Origin of the sequence: Amycolatopsis sp. cmx-4-61, from assembly GCF_046548775.1 — a bacterium.
In the GTDB taxonomy this organism is placed as follows: Bacteria; Actinomycetota; Actinomycetes; order Mycobacteriales; family Pseudonocardiaceae; genus Amycolatopsis.
Window position 1 is genome coordinate 233,899 of sequence record NZ_JAEBEI010000007.1, and the last position, 16,151, is coordinate 250,049.

Genomic DNA, 16,151 nt, shown 5'->3' on the forward strand with positions numbered 1-16,151 from the left:
CGCTTCGCGCCGCAGTGCTGATTCAACGCAACCAAGGCCACATTGGGGCGCTTCAGGCTTCCTGGGCCCGGGTGACGAACGGGGCCGGGTCGGCCAGGACGCGGTGGATGACCCGGCCGGCCGCCCCGAGGGTGGCCGCGTCGCCGCCCAGGCGGGACGCCGTCAGGTGCGGGGGCGTTCCCCGCAGGCCGCCGAGGCGCTTGGCCAGCACCTCCGACACCGGACCGGACAACCACGGGTACAGCTGCGTGAACACCCCGCCCAGCACGATGCGGTCCAGGTCCAGCAGGTTCACCGCCGACGTCAGGGCGACCCCGAGGGCGCGCCCGGCCGCCGTGCACGCCGCCAGCGCCGTCTCGTCGCCGCGCTCGAGCGCCGCGAGCAGCGCCGGTACCGAAGCGGCGTTTCCCGCCGCCAGCAACGCTTCCTGCCCGGCGTAGGTTTCCAGGCAGCCGGTGCCGCCGCAGCGGCAGGGCGCGCCTTCCGGGGCCACGACGACGTGCCCCAGCTCGCCGGCCAGGCCGGTCGCGCCGGCATACAGCGCGCCGTTCACAACCAGGCCGGCACCGATGCCGATTTCACCGGACACGTAGAGGAAATCGCGTTCGCCGTCGCCGTACCAGAGCTCGCCCAGCGCCGCGAGGTTCGCTTCGTTGTCCAGCTCGACCGGGACCGGCAGCCGCAGCAGGTCGGCCGGGCGGACGTCCTGCCAGCCGAGGTTGGGGGCGCTGAACAGCACGCCGTCGCCGACCGGGCCGGACACCGCCAGCACCGCGCCCGCGGCCTCGAGCCCCAGCCGGTGGGCCTCGGCGAGCGCTTCGGCGGCCAGCTCCTGCAGTTCCCCCAGGACCTTCTTCGGCCGCGAGCCGCGGTTGTCGCGCTCGCGGCGGGCGGCGACCCGGACCTCGCCGGTGAGGTCGAGCACGCGCGCGGCGAGGTAGTCGACGTTGATCTCCAGACCGAGCGACGCCACGCGCGCCCCGCTGAGCACGACGGCCACGCCTGGGCGGCCGCGTTCGCCCGCCCGCGCGGGGCCGGTCTCGGCGAGCAGGCCCGCGTCCACCAGGTCGCCGACGAGCTTGCTCACGGTCGACTTGGTCAGGCCGGTGACCTCGGCGAGCGCGGCCCGGGTGAGCGGGCCGCCGCGGCCGACCGCCCCCAGCACGACCTCGAGGTTGCGGGCGCGCATCTCCTCGTGCCGCACGGCCTGCGTCATCGTGTCCTCCCGCGAAGACTGTAACCGGGCCCTCTTGACGCCCGGACCACCGCGGCGCATATTTAGTCTACAACGTGAACTAAATGAAGGGACAGTCATGAGCGACTACGCTCCCCAGCCGGCCGACAAGTTCACCTTCGGCCTCTGGACCGTGGGCTGGCCCGCCAACGACCCGTTCGGGGTCGCGACGCGGGCCCCGCTGGACCCGGTCGAGAGCGTGCACCGGCTCGCGGAGCTCGGCGCCTACGGCGTGACCTTCCACGACGACGACCTCCTGGCCACCGAGCCGGACCGCGAGAAGGCGATCGAGCGGTTCCGCAAGGCGCTCGCCGAGACCGGCCTCAAGGTCCCGATGGCGACGACGAACCTGTTCACCCACCCGGTGTTCAAGGACGGCGGCCTGACCAGCAACGACCGCGACGTCCGCCGGTACGCGCTGCGGAAGGTGCGCCGCAACATCGACCTGGCCGCCGAGCTGGGCGCGGAGACCTACGTCGTCTGGGGCGGCCGCGAAGGCGCCGAATCCGACGCCGCGAAGGACGTCCGTGCGGCACTGGACCGCTACAAGGAAGGCCTCGACCTGCTCGCCGACTACGTCGTCGAGAAGGGTTACTCGCTGCGCTTCGCCCTCGAGCCGAAGCCGAACGAGCCGCGCGGCGACATCCTGCTGCCGACGATCGGGCACGCGCTGGGCTTCATCTCGCAGCTCGCGCGCCCGGAGCTGTTCGGGCTCAACCCGGAGGTCGGGCACGAGCAGATGGCCGGGCTGAACTTCGTGCACGGCATCTCGCAGGCGCTGTGGCAGGGCAAGCTGTTCCACATCGACCTCAACGGCCAGCACGGCCCGAAGTACGACCAGGACCTGATCTTCGGCCACGGCGACCTCAAGAGCGCGTTCTTCCTGGTCGACCTGCTGGAGAACGGCGGCTACGAGGGCCCGCGGCACTTCGACTACAAGCCGCTGCGCACCGAGGACGCCGAGGACGTCTGGGTCTCGGCGGCGGCGAACATGCGGACGTACCTGATCCTCAAGGAGAAGTCGGCGAAGTTCCAGTCGGACCCGGAGGTCGTCGAGGCGCTGGCGGCTTCCCGTGTCCCGGACCTCTCGACGCCGACGCTGGCCCCGGGCGAGACGTTCGACGACGTCCTGAACGACGAGTTCGACCTCGACGCGGCGGCCGCGCGCGGCTACCACTTCACCCGGCTGAACCAGCTCGCCCTGGAGCACCTGCTCGGCGTCCGCTGACCGGCCCCGCTACGCCGCGGGAAGCCCTCCCGCGGCGTAGCGGATCGCGCCCAGGAGCAGCGCGCGGAAAGCCGGCTCGGCGTACGACTCGGTCGTGTGGCCGAGCCCGGTGTGGAACGCCCGGCCGCGGCCCTGCGGGTGACACCACGTGATGGGGTGGTCCGCGCCCATCCCGCCACCGGCGTAGCTGGACTCGTCCAGCGACTGCAGCACCTGCACCCGTCCCCGCGGACTGGCCCGGTAGTCGTACCACTCGTCGGTCCGGGTCCACACCGGTGGCAGGTGGGCGGTCGCCGGGTGCGCGCGGTCTTCGGTCACGATCCGGGCCTGCTGGACCGCCGGGTGCGTCTTGAACCGGGCGCCCACCAGCTGTCCGTACCACGGCCAGTCGTACCCGGTGTCGGCGGCGCCGTGGACGCCGACGTAGCCGCCACCACCCTCCACATAGGACTCGAACACCGGCTGCTGCGCCGCGTCCAGAACCTCGCCGCTGGTCGACAGGAACACCACCGCGGCGCAGGAGGCCGGCAATGCGGCCGTCAACACCGCCGCGTCCTCGGTCGCCGTGACGTCGAAGCCGTGCTCCGCGCCCAGGTCCCGGATCGCCCGGACGCCCGCCGGGATCGACTCGTGCCGGAATCCGGCCGTCTTGGAAAACACCAGCACCCGCACCGGGCCACCTCCTCGTTCGCGCAGCCGCCGATCAGTGCGGGACGGCCCCGCGGAGGCCCAGCACCCCGACCAGCGGGGCCAGCTCCGGCACCGACTCCGCCTCTTCCAGCGCCTGCGCCAGCGCCGTGTCGTGCGTCGGACGCGCCGACGTCAGCAGCGCCTGCCCGGCCGGCGTCACCTCGGTGTAGATCCCCCGGCGGTCGTCCGCGCAGAGGTACCGGGCCAGCAGGCCGCGGTTCTCCAGCCGCGCCACCAGGCGGGTCGTCGCCGACTGGCTGAGCACCACCGCGTTCGCGAGCTGGTTCATCCGCAGGTGGAAGCCGTCCTGGCGGGCCAGCACGTCCAGGACCGTGTACTCGCTCACTGACAGCTCGTGGTCGCGCTCCAGCGCGCGCTGCAGCCGGTCTTCGATCCGCGCGTGGAGCGCGGCGAGCGTGCGCCAGCCCTGCGCGCGCGCTTCGACGGCGTCGTCGTCCAGTGACACGGTTCACCCCTTCCCGGCTTGCGTGCGGCGGCCGCCGAGTCACAAGCTTGTGCAATAACCGGCGTTTGCAACTATCTCGGACGCTTGTTGTTGTCCACGCTGCCAGTCTACTCCGGGAAGAAGGAAGTCCATGCCCGCCGCTCTGCTCGCCCTCGCGATCAGCGCTTTCGGGATCGGCACCACCGAGTTCGTGATCATGGGCCTGCTGCCCGAGGTCGCGGCCGACTTCGGCGTCTCGATCCCCTCCGCAGGCCTGCTCATCTCCGGCTACGCGCTCGGCGTCGTCGTCGGGGCGCCCCTGCTCACCGCGCTCGCCTCGCGGGTGCCGCGCAAGACCGTGCTGGTCGCGCTGATGGGCCTGTTCATCGCGGGCAACGTGCTGTCCGCGCTCGCGCCGAGCTACGGCCTGCTGATGGCCGGCCGGGTCGTCGCGGCGCTGAGCCACGGCGCGTTCTTCGGCGTCGGCTCGGTCGTCGCCGCCTCGCTGGTCGCCCCGGCCAAGCAGGCCGGCGCCATCGCGCTGATGTTCACCGGGCTGACCGTGGCGAACGTGCTCGGCGTGCCCGCCGGCACCGCGCTCGGCCAGGCCTTCGGTTGGCGCTCGACGTTCTGGGTGGTCAGCGCCCTCGGCGTCGCGGGGGCCATCGGCATCCTCGCGCTCGTGCCGCACCAGGCCCCGGAGCCGGGCGCCGGCCTGCGCGGCGAACTCGCGGTGTTCCGCCGCCCGCAGGTGTGGCTCGCGCTGGTCATGACCGCGCTCGGCTTCGCCGGGGTGTTCGCGTCCTTCACCTACATCGCCCCGATGATGACCGAGGTCGCCGGCTTCTCGAGCGGCGCCGTCACCTGGCTGCTCGTGCTGTTCGGCGCCGGGCTGTTCGCCGGCAACCTGCTCGGCGGCAGGGCCGCGGACCGCAGGCTGATGCCGAGCCTCTACGTCATCCTCGCCGCGCTGGCGCTCGTGCTGGTGGCGTTCGTGTTCACCGCGCACGCGAAGGTGCCCGCCGCGGTCACCATCGTGCTGTTCGGCGCGGCCGGGTTCGCCACCGTGCCGCCGCTGCAGGCCCGCGTGCTGGCCAAGGCCGAAGGCGCCCCGGCGCTGGCCTCGGCGGCGAACATCGCCGCGTTCAACCTCGGCAACGCCGGCGGCGCGTGGCTCGGCGGCCAGGCCATCGACGCCGGGCTCGGCTACACCGCCCCCAACTGGATCGGCGCCGGGCTCGCCGCGGCGGGCCTCGCCGTGGCGCTCCTGTCCGGCCTGCTCGACCGCACGGCCCCGGCAAGTTTCGCAGCCGGGGAACGGGTACTCGCCCGATGAACCACCCACCGAAAGGACCCCTCGTGACCAGCGTGCCCGTGATCGAACTCAACAACGGCGTCCGGATGCCGCAGCTCGGCTACGGCGTGTTCCAGGTCCCGGACGACGAGACCGCCACCGCCGTGAAGGCCGCCCTCGAAGCGGGCTACCGCAGCATCGACACCGCCGCCGTCTACGGCAACGAAAAGGGGGTCGGCCAGGCGATCGCCGAGTCCGGCATCGTTCGCGACGAGCTGTTCGTGACCACGAAGCTGTGGAACTCGGCCCAGGGCTACGACTCGACGCTCAAGGCGTTCGACTCGAGCATGGCCAAGCTCGGCCTGGAGCAGCTCGACCTCTACCTGATCCACTGGCCGACCCCGGCACGCGACAAGTTCCTCGACACCTGGAAGGCGTTCGAGAAGCTCTACACCGACGGCCGGGTCCGCGCGATCGGCGTCTCCAACTTCCAGCCCGCGCACCTCGAGCGCCTGCTCGACAACGCCGAAATCGCCCCGGCGGTCAACCAGGTCGAGCTGCACCCGTACCTGCAGCAGCCCGAACTGCGCGAGTTCGACGCCAAGAACGGCATCGCGACCGAGGCGTGGAGCCCGCTGGCCAAGGGCGGCAGCCTGCTCGGCGACCCGATCGTGGCCGAGCTGGCGGTGAAGCACGGCCGCACACCCGCGCAGATCGTGCTGCGCTGGCACCTGCAGCTGGGCAACGTCGTGATCCCGAAGTCGGTGACGCCGTCCCGGATCGAGGAGAACTTCGACCTGTTCGGGTTCACCCTCACGGAGGAGGAGATGGAGTCGCTGACGCCGCTGGACCGCGGCGAGCGCACCGGCCCGGACCCGGACACCTTCAACGCCGCCTGACCCGAGCGCCCCGAGGCCTTCGGTGCGTCCGACGCACCGAAGGCCACATCGGGGCGGTTGGGCAGGTCTACGGCTTGCGCGCGACGCCGCCCAGCGTCAGGAAGTTCAGCTCGCCCAGCGGGTGCAGGCGCGGGCCGTCCGGCCACCATTCGTGCAGGTAGACCAGCCCCGGGCGGAGCAGCTCGGTGCCGTCGAAGAACCCGGCGATCTGCTCGCGCGTGCGGTGGACGCTGCCGAGCCCGGTGCCCTGGAAGCTGGTTTCCAGCAGCCGCGCCAGCTCCTGGCGCGGGGAGTCCTCTTCCGGGTCGAAGTTGTGCGTGAGCAGCAGGAACGACCCGGGCGCGAGCGCGTCGACGTACTGGGCGACGATCCCTTTCGCGCGGTCGTAGTCGTCGATGTGGTGCACGATCGAAGTCAGGATCAGCGCCACCGGCCGCGAAAGGTCCAGGTGGTCCTGCACGACGTCGTCGGCCAGGACTTCGGCCGGCCGCGTCAGGTCCGCGCCCGTCACGTGGGTCAGGTAGTTCTCTTCGAGCAGGGCCCGGCCGTGCACCTGCACGACCGGGTCGTTGTCGACGTACACCACCTGCGCGTCCGGGTTGTACCGCTGCGCCACCTCGTGGGTGTTCTCCGACGTCGGCATGCCGGAACCCAGGTCGAGGAACTGGTCGATGCCGCGCTTGCCGGCCAGGAACCGCACCGCGCGCACGAGCCAGTCGCGGTGTTCCTTCGCCATCGCGCGGGCGCCGGGCGCGATGGCCAGCAGCCGCCGCATCGCTTCGCGGTCGACCTCGTAGTGGTCGTGCCCGCCGAGGAGCGCGTCGGACAGCCGCGCCAGGCTCGCCTTGCTGAAATCGAGGGCGGCCGCACCGCCCCCGGTTCCGGACCGCAGGTCGCCAGGCGTCATCGGCTGTTCTCCCACTCTGCGCGTGGTGACGACCCCTGCCCGGGCTCGCTCACCGTGTCCGGCGACGGACAGTGCTCAGATTACGACATGCGGTGCACCAAGTGAACCGGGCACGAGGGCCTTGCCTGCCAGGGAGAACTACCCGAACGGGAGGGCGCGCCAGGTCCTTCCCCCGTCCGTGGTCCGGTACACAGCAGAGCCGCCGTCGGCGTCCGGCTGGCCGTCGACGACGACGCCGGTGCCGCCGCCGGGGAAGTCGAGATCGGTCAGCGCCAGGCCGCGCTCGGACAGCTCGAGCGTCGTCCAGGTGCGGCCGCCGTCGCCCGTGTGGTGCAGGAAGCCGACACCGCCGCCCACGGCCGCGATCGTCGCGGACGCCGGCGAGGCCGCGCCGAAGCCCTGGTTGATGCCGGCGAAGGGCGCCGCGCCGTCCCCGCCGAACCGCGCGCCGAGCTGCGGCGCGTGCCGCAGCCGCCGCTCGGTCGAGCCGGGCTGCGGCGAGCCGGGACTGCCGCTGCACAACGCCACGACCTGCCCTTCGCGGACGCCGGCGAGCGAGGCGACCGAACCCGCCGGGCACGGCGGATCGGCCGGGGTGAACCGGACGCCGTCGCGGGAGGTCCAGTACTGCTCGGTGCCGTAGTCCGCGCCGAGCGCGACCTGCAGGCCGCCGCCGACGGCCAGATCGCCGTAGGTGAGTCCCCCGGCGGCCGCGAACCCGGGCACCGGCGTCAGCGCGGGCGAGCCGGCGGTGCCGGAGTAGAGCCGCGTCGAGCCGCGGCCGTCGCCGTAGGCCGTCAGCACGGCGAAGACGCGGCCGCCGGTCTCGGCGATCTTCGAGAGGTAGTACGGCTCCTGCGCCCCGGCCAGGGCGACCGGCTGCCAGGTCGTGCCGCCGTCGCGGGTGGTGCGCACGTGGACGCCGTCGCTGACGTAGGCGACGCCGTCGCCGAAGACCCGCAGGGCGACGTGGTTGTGGTTGTCCGGCAGCGACACCGGCGGCGCGCCCAGCCGCCGCCAGTGGCGTCCGGCGTCGGTGGTGCCCAGCAGCACCGGGCACCACGACCCGGCGCACGGCCGGTACCCGAGGACGTACCCGGTGTCCGGGCCGGTCCAGCTCGTCGACGCGGGCCGGAACCCGGCCGGGACCACGGTCGAAGCGGCGGTCGACGCGGTCGCGGGCGAAGCGAACGCGGCCAGGAGGGCGAGGACGGACACCAGCAGCGCACAGCGCCGGGGAGTTGTCATGATCACCTGACGCCCCGCGGGGCACGGGGGTTGCCCACCCGGACACGGGTTGCGCCGCCCGGCTCAGCGCCGTGCGCCCGGCCGGGTGGCAGACCCGGTCACGTCACCCGAACGGCGGATCGCGGTCACGCGGGGTCCTCGGCGACCGAGGCAGCGCAGCGGCCGGGCACGACCACCTCGGCGCGCTCCCCGCCCGGCGGCCGGCCGACCGGCGCCGGGGGAACTTTGCGGCGTGTGCGGTTCGCTCGGGCGAGTGACGGGTACTCCTCACGTTGTTCCTGTTCGCCCAGATACGTCCACATCGGACAGTCGAAAGGACGGCGCCGACGATGCCGTATCCCCCGCCCCCGGAGCCGTACGGCACGCCGTACGAGCCCGCACCCGCCGAAGAGATCGTGGAGCGCACCCACCCGCGCATCCGGGCCGTGCGCACGATCAACGCCCTCATCCACCTCGTCTGCGCGGTGTTCGCGCTGGTCCTGGCCCTGCACATCGTCATGGTGCTCGGCGGGGCGAACTCGGCGAACGGCTTCGCCCACCTGATCTCGGAGTGGTCGGCGGGCGTGTCGCTCGGCCTGCGGAACCTCTTCACGCCGGACTCCGAGGGGCTGCGGACGTTCCTCAACGACGGCCTCGCCGCCGTCCTCTGGCTCGTCATCGGCGCCATCCTGACCGACGTCATCACCCGCATCGGCGCGCCCGGCCCGCGCCGGGTCTGGTACCGGCGCAGCTACCGCTGACTTCCCGGACACGAAGAAGGCCTCCCCGGGCGGGGAGGCCTTCTTCGTGTCCTCAGCGCTGGGCCTGCTGCCCGGCCACCGGTTGCACGGGCTCCGGCTCGGGTTCCGGCAGCGCCTGGCCGGCGGGGTCGCCGCCACGGGGTGCGGGAACGCCCTCGGCGGCGATCGCGTCGAAGTGCTCACGGCACCAGCGGCCGTAGCGCCTTGCGTGCACAGTCATCGCGTCCACCTCCTCTCCACGGGCGGTCCTCGTCACACCTTCAGCGTCCTCCGCCGCGGTGCCGGAAGCCAACAGATTTAAGCCCGACTTAACAGACACGAACGGGTGATGCTGACTCAGGCGGCGAATTCCTGGACGACCGCCCGGCAGAAAGCCGGCAGGTCGTCCGGGTTGCGGCTGGAAACCAGTCCGTTGTCCACCACTACCTCTTCGTCGACGACCGTGGCGCCGGCGTTACGCAGGTCCGTCCGGATGCTCGGGTACGACGTCAACGTGCGGCCACGCACGACATCCGCTTCCACGAGCGTCCACGGACCGTGGCAGATCACGCCGACCGGCTTGCCGGCGCGCACGAAATCGCCGACGAACTTGACCGCGGCGGGGTCCGAGCGCAGGTTGTCGGGGTTCATCGTGCCGCCGGGCAGCAGCAGCGCGTCGAAGTCGCCGATTTCGACGTCGGCGACCTTCCGGTCGACCGCGAACGTGTCACCCTTGTCGATGTCACCGTTCATCGCCTGGATCTCACCGGTGTCCAGCGAGACCAGCTCGACCGTCGCGCCCTCGTCGAGGACGGCCTGGCGCGGCTTCTCCAGTTCGACCTGTTCGACGCCGTCCGCGGCCAGGATCGCGACCCGGCGTCCTTGCAGTGCGTTCGCCATGGGGCTCCTCCGTCGGAAATGAATGCACCGGGGTAATTACCCCCTCGTCCAGGCGTCAAACAAAGTCCACAAAGGACAATGTAATCCGGGCTCCGCCCCGGGCCGGGGGCGTCGCCACCCGGACCCCGCAAACGGTTCAGGCTTCACATTCGACGGCGAGCACGGCGATATCGTCGTGCGCGGAGTTGCCGAGCCAGTCGCGCACCGCCTGGCGCAGCCGCCGGACGATCTCACGCGCGGGCTGCCCCGCCGCCGCCGTGAGCACCGCGCGCAACCGGTCGTCTCCGAAGAGTTCCGTTTGGTCGTGGCGGTTGCGGGCCTCGGTGATGCCGTCGGTGTAGAGCAGGCAGACGTCGCCGGGCCCGAGCCGCACCTCCGCCTCGGCGAACCGGGCCTGCGGCGAGATGCCGACCAGCGTGCCCGGCACGGTGACCTCCTCGACCACGCCCGACCGGCGGACGATCAGCGGCGCGGGGTGACCGCCGGAGGCCAGCGTCAGGCCGACGCCGCCGTCGGACGGCCGGGCCGTGCCGAGCACGAGCGTGGCGAAGCGGCTGCTGTCGCCGGCGATGAGAAGCTCGTTCAGCAGCCGCAGCAGCGTGCGGCCGTCGCGCTCGACCATCGCGAGCGCGGTCAGCGCGTGCCGGACCCGGCCGGTCAGCGCCGCCGCCTCCGGGCCCTTGCCGCAGACGTCGCCGAGGACCAGGAACGCGCTGCCGTCGTCGTGGGGCAGCACGTCGAAGAAGTCGCCGCCGACGGTGAGGACCCCGCCCGCGGGCTCGTACCAGGTCTCGAACCGGGCGCCGTCGAGCTCCGGCGGGTCGACCGGGCGCAGCGTCGTCTCCAGGCCGCGGGTCGCCTCTTCCTGCTGGGCGTAGCGCTGGGCGTTGGCCAGCGCGGTCCCCGCCGCCACCGCGAACCCGGCCACCGCACGGGCCTGCTCGGCGCCGAACTCGGCGTCGCCGCGCCGGCCCAGTAGCAGCGCACCGGTGACCCCGGCGCTCGCGCTCGGCCCGAGCGAGACGACCGAGACGTCGGCGTGCCCTTCGAACCGGTCGGCGACGACCGACGGCAGCGTGGCGACCTCGGGTGCGGGCACGGGGACGTGCCGGGGCGGCCCGGTGGCCCCGAACGTCGCCGCCAGCACCGGTGCGGCCTGGGCGGGCACCCGCCGGATGCGGCCGTGGCCCTGCGCGGCCGGGCGCTCACAGCTCCACCACTCCCACCGGCCGCGAGTGGTCGGCAGCAGCACGAAGACGGTTTCCGCGAGCGCGGACGCGGCCAGTTCGGCGATCACCCGCGCGGTGCCGTGCCGCCCGCGCGCGGCGGCCAGCCGGGGGCCGGCCTCGGCCAGGAAGTCGCCCACGTGCCGCTGCGGGACGTCGTCCGCGGAGACGGTCCAGGCGTGCCAGCCGCCGGGCAGCGCCCGGATCCGGGCCGGACGGCGGTGCCCGGCCAGCTCGACGTGGCCGGCCACCTGCTCGGCGGCGGTCCCGGCCAGGGCGGGGCCGCCCGTCTGCAGCTGCGGTTCGGCGGCCCCGGCCAGGGCTCGCGCCGCGGGGTTCGCCCAGCGGACCACACCCGCGCTGTCCTGCAGGAACACCGCGTCGCGGACGTCTTCGAGGGCCGCCTTGGTGAAGGGGTCGATGCCCGGCGGCCCGCCGTCACCGGTCATCGGCGGCAGGGCCGCCGAGGCCGGGGCCGGACGTGACACCATGCACGGACCTCCTGCCTCCGGACTGCTGTCGCACGGCTGCCGCGTGAGCGGGCGGGCTGGCTCGAAGTGTAGGGCGAAGCATGGCACGCTGGGTCGACGACCATGGCTGGCGCATGCGTGGTGGAGAGGGTCGGCACACATGACAACGGAATCCCAGAGCGAAGCGGCCGCGCTGGAGCGGGTGCTCGTGGCGGTGCGGGATCTCGGGGACGGCGACTTCCGCCGGCGGCTCGTCCCGCACGGCGACGGCATCTCGGCGCAGCTCGCGGTCGCGTTCAACGACATCGCCGAGCGCAACCAGCGGCTGGTCAGCGAGCTGCTGCGGGTCCGCGCGGCGGTCGGGCAGGAGGGCAGGCTCGGCGAGCGGCTCGAAGGCCAGGTCGGCCCGGGCGGCTGGACCACCGCCGTCGACGCGGTGAACGGCCTGGTCGAGGACCTCACCCGGCCGGCGATCGAGCTCGAGCGCGTGCTCGGCGGCGTCGCCGACGGCGACCTGTCCCAGCCGATGACGCTGACCCTCGACGGACGCCCGCTGCGGGGCGCGTACGCCACCCTGGCCAAGACGGTCAACGGCCTCATCGCGCAGCTGTCGCGCTTCGCCGCCGAAGTGACACGGCTCTCCCGCGAGATCGCGGGTGAGGGACGTCTCGGTGGGCAGGCGGTCGTCCCGGGCGTGTCGGGCACCTGGCGCGACCTGACCGACTCGGTCAACTTCATGGCCGACAACCTCACCGAGCAGGTCCGCAACATCGCCCAGGTCACCACGGCCGTCGCCCGCGGCGACCTGACCCAGAAGATCAACGTCGACGCCCGCGGCGAGATCCTCGAGCTCAAGAACACCATCAACACGATGGTCGACCAGCTCTCGGCGTTCGCCGACGAAGTCACCCGCGTCTCGCGCGAGGTCGGCTCGGACGGCAAGCTCGGCGGCCAGGCGCAGGTGCCCGGCGTCGCCGGGACGTGGCGCGACCTCACCGACTCGGTCAACCTGATGGCCGACAACCTGACCGACCAGGTCCGCGGAATCTCGCAGGTGGCGACCGCGGTGGCCAACGGCGACCTGACGAAGAAGATCGACGTCGACGCCCGCGGCGAAATCCTGCAGCTGAAGAACACGCTGAACACGATGGTCGACCAGCTCTCGGCGTTCGCCGGCGAAGTCACCCGGGTCGCGCGCGAGGTCGGCAGCGAGGGCAAGCTCGGCGGCCAGGCCGAGGTGCCCGGCGCGGCCGGGACGTGGCGCAGCCTCACCGACTCGGTCAACCAGATGGCCGACAACCTCACCGACCAGGTCCGGAACATCTCGCACGTCACCACGGCCGTGGCGAAGGGCGACCTGACGCAGAAGATCACCGTCGACGCCCGCGGCGAGTTCTTCGAGCTCAAGACGACCATGAACACGATGGTGGATCAGCTGTCCGCGTTCGCGGACGAAGTCACCCGAGTGGCGCGCGAGGTCGGCACCGAGGGGCAGCTGGGCGGCCAGGCGCAGGTCCCCGGCGTCGCCGGCACCTGGCGGGACCTGACCGGGTCCGTGAACTTCATGGCGAACAACCTGACCACCCAGGTCCGCAACATCGCCCAGGTCGCCACCGCCGTCGCCCGCGGCGACCTGACCCAGAAGATCGCGGTGGACGCCCGCGGCGAGATCCTGGAACTCAAGAACACGCTGAACACGATGGTGGACCAGCTGTCCGCGTTCGCGGACGAAGTCACCCGAGTGGCGCGCGAGGTCGGCACCGAAGGGAAGCTCGGCGGCCAGGCGACCGTGCCCGGCGTCGCCGGGACCTGGAAGGACCTGACCGACAACGTCAACTCCATGGCGAACAACCTGACCGACCAGGTCCGGAACATCGCGCAGGTGACGGCGGCGGTCGCGCAGGGCGACCTGACGCAGAAGATCACCGTCGACGCCCGCGGCGAGATCCTCGAGCTCAAGACGACGCTGAACACGATGGTGGATCAGCTGTCCGCGTTCGCGGACGAAGTCACCCGAGTGGCGCGCGAAGTCGGTACCGAGGGCATCCTCGGCGGCCAGGCGCGGGTCCGCGGCGTCGCGGGCACGTGGAAGGACCTCACCGACAACGTCAACGTCATGGCCGACAACCTGACCGACCAGGTGCGCAACATCGCCACGGTGGCGAGCGCGGTGGCCAACGGCGACCTGTCGAAGAAGATCCGGATCGAGGCCCAGGGCGAGGTCGCGGCGCTGGCCGAGACGCTGAACGGGATGGTCGAGACGCTGCGCGCGTTCGCCGACGAGGTCACCCGCGTCGCCCGCGAAGTCGGCACCGAGGGCATCCTCGGCGGCCAGGCCCGGGTCCCCGGCGTCGCCGGGACCTGGAAGGACCTGACCGAGAACGTCAACTTCATGGCGCACAACCTGACCAGCCAGGTGCGCAACATCTCGCAGGTGACGACGGCGGTCGCGAAGGGCGATCTGACCAAGAAGATCGACGTCGACGCCCGAGGCGAGATCCTCGAGCTCAAGACGACGATGAACACGATGGTCGACCAGCTCTCGGCGTTCGCTTCCGAGGTCACGCGCGTGGCCCGCGAGGTCGGCACCGAGGGCAAGCTGGGCGGCCAGGCCGAGGTCGACGGCGTGTCGGGCACCTGGCAGCGGCTCACCGAGAGCGTGAACCAGCTGGCCGGGAACCTGACCACCCAGGTGCGGGCGATCGCCCAGGTGGCGACGGCGGTGACGGCCGGCGACCTGACCCGGCACATCACGGTGGACGCGTCCGGGGAGGTCGCGGACCTCAAGGACAACATCAACCAGATGATCGCGAACCTCAAGGAGACGACGAGGACCAACCGCGAGCAGGACTGGCTGAAGACGAACCTCGCGCAGCTGTCGGGGCGGATGCAGGGGCACCGCGACCTGGCGTCGGTCGCGGCGCTGATCCTGTCCGAGCTGGCCCCGCTGGTCCGGGCCCAGCAGGGCGCGTTCTTCCTGGCCCGCGACGACGACCGCGACGGCACGGTGCTGGAGTGCATCGCCGCCTACGGCCTCGCCCAGTCCCGCGCCGGCCTGCGGTTCACGATGGGCGAGTCGCTGATCGGCCAGGCCGCCGTCGACCAGCGCACGATCCTCGTCCACAACGCCCCGCCGGAGTACGCGCTGATCTCGTCGGGGCTCGGCTCGGCGGCGCCGGTGAACCTGATCGTGCTGCCGGTCCTGTTCCAGGGCGAGGTGCTCGGGGTGCTGGAGCTGGCCTCGGTGAACGAGTTCAGCACCGTTCACCAGGACCTGCTGGAGCAGCTGCGGCACACGATCGGCGTCAACGTGAACACGATCCTGTCGAACTCGCGGACCGAGGCGCTGCTGACGGAGTCGCAGCGGCTGGCGCAGGAGCTGCGGGCGCGGTCGGAGCAGCTGCAGGCCCAGCAGGGCGAGCTGCGGCGGTCGAACACCGAGCTGGCCGAGAAGGCCGCGCTGCTGGCCCAGCAGAACCGCGACATCGAGGTCAAGAACAGCGAGATCGAGCAGGCGCGGCAGGAGCTGGAGGAGCGCGCCGGGCAGCTGACGGTGGCGTCGCAGTACAAGACCGAGTTCATGGCGAACATGTCCCACGAACTGCGGACACCGCTGAACAGCGCGCTGATCCTGGCGAAGCTGCTGTCGGAGAACCCGGAAGGGAACCTGACGGAGAAGCAGATCCAGTTCGCGAAGACGATCTACGCGGCCGGGTCGGACCTGCAGCAGCTGATCAACGACATCCTCGACCTGGCAAAGGTGGAGGCGGGCCGGCTCGACCTGCAGATGACCGACATCACGCTGCCGGAGCTGGTCGAGTACGTCGAGTCGCTGTGCCGCCCGCTGACGGCGGACAAGGGGCTGGACTTCGCCGTCCACATCGATCCGCCGGTGCCCGGGAGCGTCCACACGGACGAGCACCGGCTGCAGCAGATCCTGCGCAACCTGCTGTCGAACGCGGCGAAGTTCACCGACGAGGGCGGCGTCCGGCTGCACATCCGGGCGGCGGACCCGGCGGAAGTGGAGCAAGAGGCGCTGAAGAACGCGCCGGGCATCATCGCCTTCGCGGTCGAGGACACCGGGATCGGCATCCCGGAGGAGAAGCTGGCGGTGATCTTCGAGGCGTTCCGCCAGGCGGACGGCACGACGAGCCGCAAGTACGGCGGCACGGGTCTCGGGCTGAACATCAGCCAGCAGCTGACGGAGCTCCTGGGCGGCGAGCTGCGGGTGGTGAGCGAGCCGGGGGTGGGCTCGACGTTCACGCTGTACCTCCCGGTGGCGGCGGCCAACCTGGTGGACCCGGCCCTGACGGCGCTGTCCTCGCGGCGGCTGCCGCCCGTGCCGAGCACGGTGCTGGTGGCGGCCCCGGACGTGACCCCGAAGCGCTTCCACGGCGAGAAGGTCCTGATCGTCGACGACGACCTCCGGAACGTGTTCGCCCTGGCGGCGGTCCTGGAGCAGGCCGGCCTGGACGTGATCTACGCGGAGACGGGCGTGGACGGCATCCGCGCCCTGGAGCGCAACGAGGACACGGCGCTGGTCCTGATGGACGTGATGATGCCGGAACTGGACGGCAACGCCACGATCGCGGCGATCCGCGCGGAGGCGGCGAACGCGGACCTGCCGGTGATCGCGGTCACCGCCAAGGCCACGGCCGAGGACCGAGCGAGGACCCTGGCCAGCGGCGCGGACGACTACATCACCAAGCCGGTGGACACGGACAAGCTGCTGGACGTGATAGCGGCCTCACTGGAAGCCGACGCCGCCTCGACGCGCGACGCCGGCCCGGTGGGCAGTGGAGCGGGTGACGGGAATCGAACCCGCGTAGCTAGTTTGGAAGACTAGGGCTCTACCATTGAGCTACACCCGCGTGCCCCCGGAGGTACCCGG

The 16,151-nt window shown here is 72.0% G+C and carries 13 protein-coding genes and 1 tRNA gene; 5 read left to right on the forward strand and 9 right to left on the reverse strand.

Annotation, left to right across the window (positions count from 1 at the left end; translation table 11 throughout):
* Window positions 1–52: 52 nt before the first annotated feature.
* Window positions 53–1,216, reverse strand: coding sequence for an ROK family protein (locus tag ACLJOU_RS22070; protein ID WP_410569546.1), 1,164 nt, complete (start codon window positions 1,214–1,216; stop codon window positions 53–55).
* Between the two features lie 97 nt (window positions 1,217–1,313).
* On the opposite strand from ACLJOU_RS22070, the gene xylA reads away from it, so the two are divergent.
* On the forward strand, window positions 1,314–2,462 hold the full coding sequence (gene xylA / locus ACLJOU_RS22075; RefSeq protein WP_410569547.1) for a xylose isomerase: 1,149 nt from the start codon (window positions 1,314–1,316) through the stop codon (window positions 2,460–2,462).
* 9 nt (window positions 2,463–2,471) lie between these two features.
* On the opposite strand, the gene ACLJOU_RS22080 is transcribed toward xylA, so the two are convergent.
* Complete coding sequence (locus tag ACLJOU_RS22080; RefSeq protein ID WP_410569548.1) at window positions 2,472–3,134, reverse strand: ThuA domain-containing protein; 663 nt, start codon at window positions 3,132–3,134, stop codon at window positions 2,472–2,474.
* Window positions 3,135–3,165: 31 nt separating this feature from the next.
* Window positions 3,166–3,618, reverse strand: coding sequence for a MarR family winged helix-turn-helix transcriptional regulator (locus ACLJOU_RS22085; protein ID WP_410569549.1), 453 nt, complete (start codon window positions 3,616–3,618; stop codon window positions 3,166–3,168).
* Between the two features lie 130 nt (window positions 3,619–3,748).
* Between ACLJOU_RS22085 and ACLJOU_RS22090 the strand changes: the two genes are divergently transcribed.
* Window positions 3,749–4,933, forward strand: a complete 1,185-nt coding sequence (locus ACLJOU_RS22090; protein ID WP_410569550.1) for an MFS transporter — start codon at window positions 3,749–3,751, stop codon at window positions 4,931–4,933.
* Between the two features lie 23 nt (window positions 4,934–4,956).
* Entirely contained in the window at window positions 4,957–5,790 is an 834-nt protein-coding gene (locus ACLJOU_RS22095) for an aldo/keto reductase (protein ID WP_410569551.1), read from the forward strand.
* Window positions 5,791–5,857: 67 nt separating this feature from the next.
* Here the strand turns inward: ACLJOU_RS22095 and ACLJOU_RS22100 are convergent, their stop codons facing one another.
* Together ACLJOU_RS22100 and ACLJOU_RS22105 are read right to left on the reverse strand one after the other, a co-directional pair.
* On the reverse strand, window positions 5,858–6,697 hold the full coding sequence (locus ACLJOU_RS22100) for an SAM-dependent methyltransferase (RefSeq protein ID WP_410569552.1): 840 nt from the start codon (window positions 6,695–6,697) through the stop codon (window positions 5,858–5,860).
* 138 nt (window positions 6,698–6,835) lie between these two features.
* Window positions 6,836–7,945 (reverse strand): hypothetical protein, encoded by a 1,110-nt coding sequence (locus ACLJOU_RS22105; RefSeq protein ID WP_410569553.1) that lies wholly within the window; start codon window positions 7,943–7,945, stop codon window positions 6,836–6,838.
* Window positions 7,946–8,274: 329 nt separating this feature from the next.
* Here ACLJOU_RS22105 and ACLJOU_RS22110 point away from each other — a divergent pair, with 329 nt between their 5' ends.
* A complete protein-coding gene (locus ACLJOU_RS22110; RefSeq protein ID WP_410569554.1) occupies window positions 8,275–8,685 on the forward strand; it encodes a hypothetical protein in 411 nt (136 codons plus the stop codon).
* A gap of 52 nt (window positions 8,686–8,737) precedes the next feature.
* On the opposite strand, the gene ACLJOU_RS22115 is transcribed toward ACLJOU_RS22110, so the two are convergent.
* The 3 genes from ACLJOU_RS22115 to ACLJOU_RS22125 form a co-directional block, all read right to left on the reverse strand.
* Window positions 8,738–8,905: a hypothetical protein gene (locus tag ACLJOU_RS22115; RefSeq protein WP_410569555.1), complete on the reverse strand. Its 168-nt coding sequence runs from the start codon at window positions 8,903–8,905 to the stop codon at window positions 8,738–8,740.
* Between the two features lie 116 nt (window positions 8,906–9,021).
* The gene (locus tag ACLJOU_RS22120; RefSeq protein ID WP_410569556.1) at window positions 9,022–9,564 is read right to left on the reverse strand and encodes a type 1 glutamine amidotransferase domain-containing protein; all 543 of its coding nucleotides are present in this window, start codon (window positions 9,562–9,564) and stop codon (window positions 9,022–9,024) included.
* A gap of 136 nt (window positions 9,565–9,700) precedes the next feature.
* Window positions 9,701–11,281: a PP2C family protein-serine/threonine phosphatase gene (locus ACLJOU_RS22125; protein WP_410569557.1), complete on the reverse strand. Its 1,581-nt coding sequence runs from the start codon at window positions 11,279–11,281 to the stop codon at window positions 9,701–9,703.
* 139 nt (window positions 11,282–11,420) lie between these two features.
* Between ACLJOU_RS22125 and ACLJOU_RS22130 the strand changes: the two genes are divergently transcribed.
* The gene (locus ACLJOU_RS22130) at window positions 11,421–16,106 is read left to right on the forward strand and encodes a HAMP domain-containing protein (RefSeq protein WP_410569698.1); all 4,686 of its coding nucleotides are present in this window, start codon (window positions 11,421–11,423) and stop codon (window positions 16,104–16,106) included.
* Here the strand turns inward: ACLJOU_RS22130 and ACLJOU_RS22135 are convergent.
* Window positions 16,058–16,131, reverse strand: a tRNA-Gly gene (locus ACLJOU_RS22135). The two genes, ACLJOU_RS22130 and ACLJOU_RS22135, sit on opposite strands and share 49 nt — an antisense overlap.
* Between the last annotated feature and the right edge of the window lie 20 nt (window positions 16,132–16,151).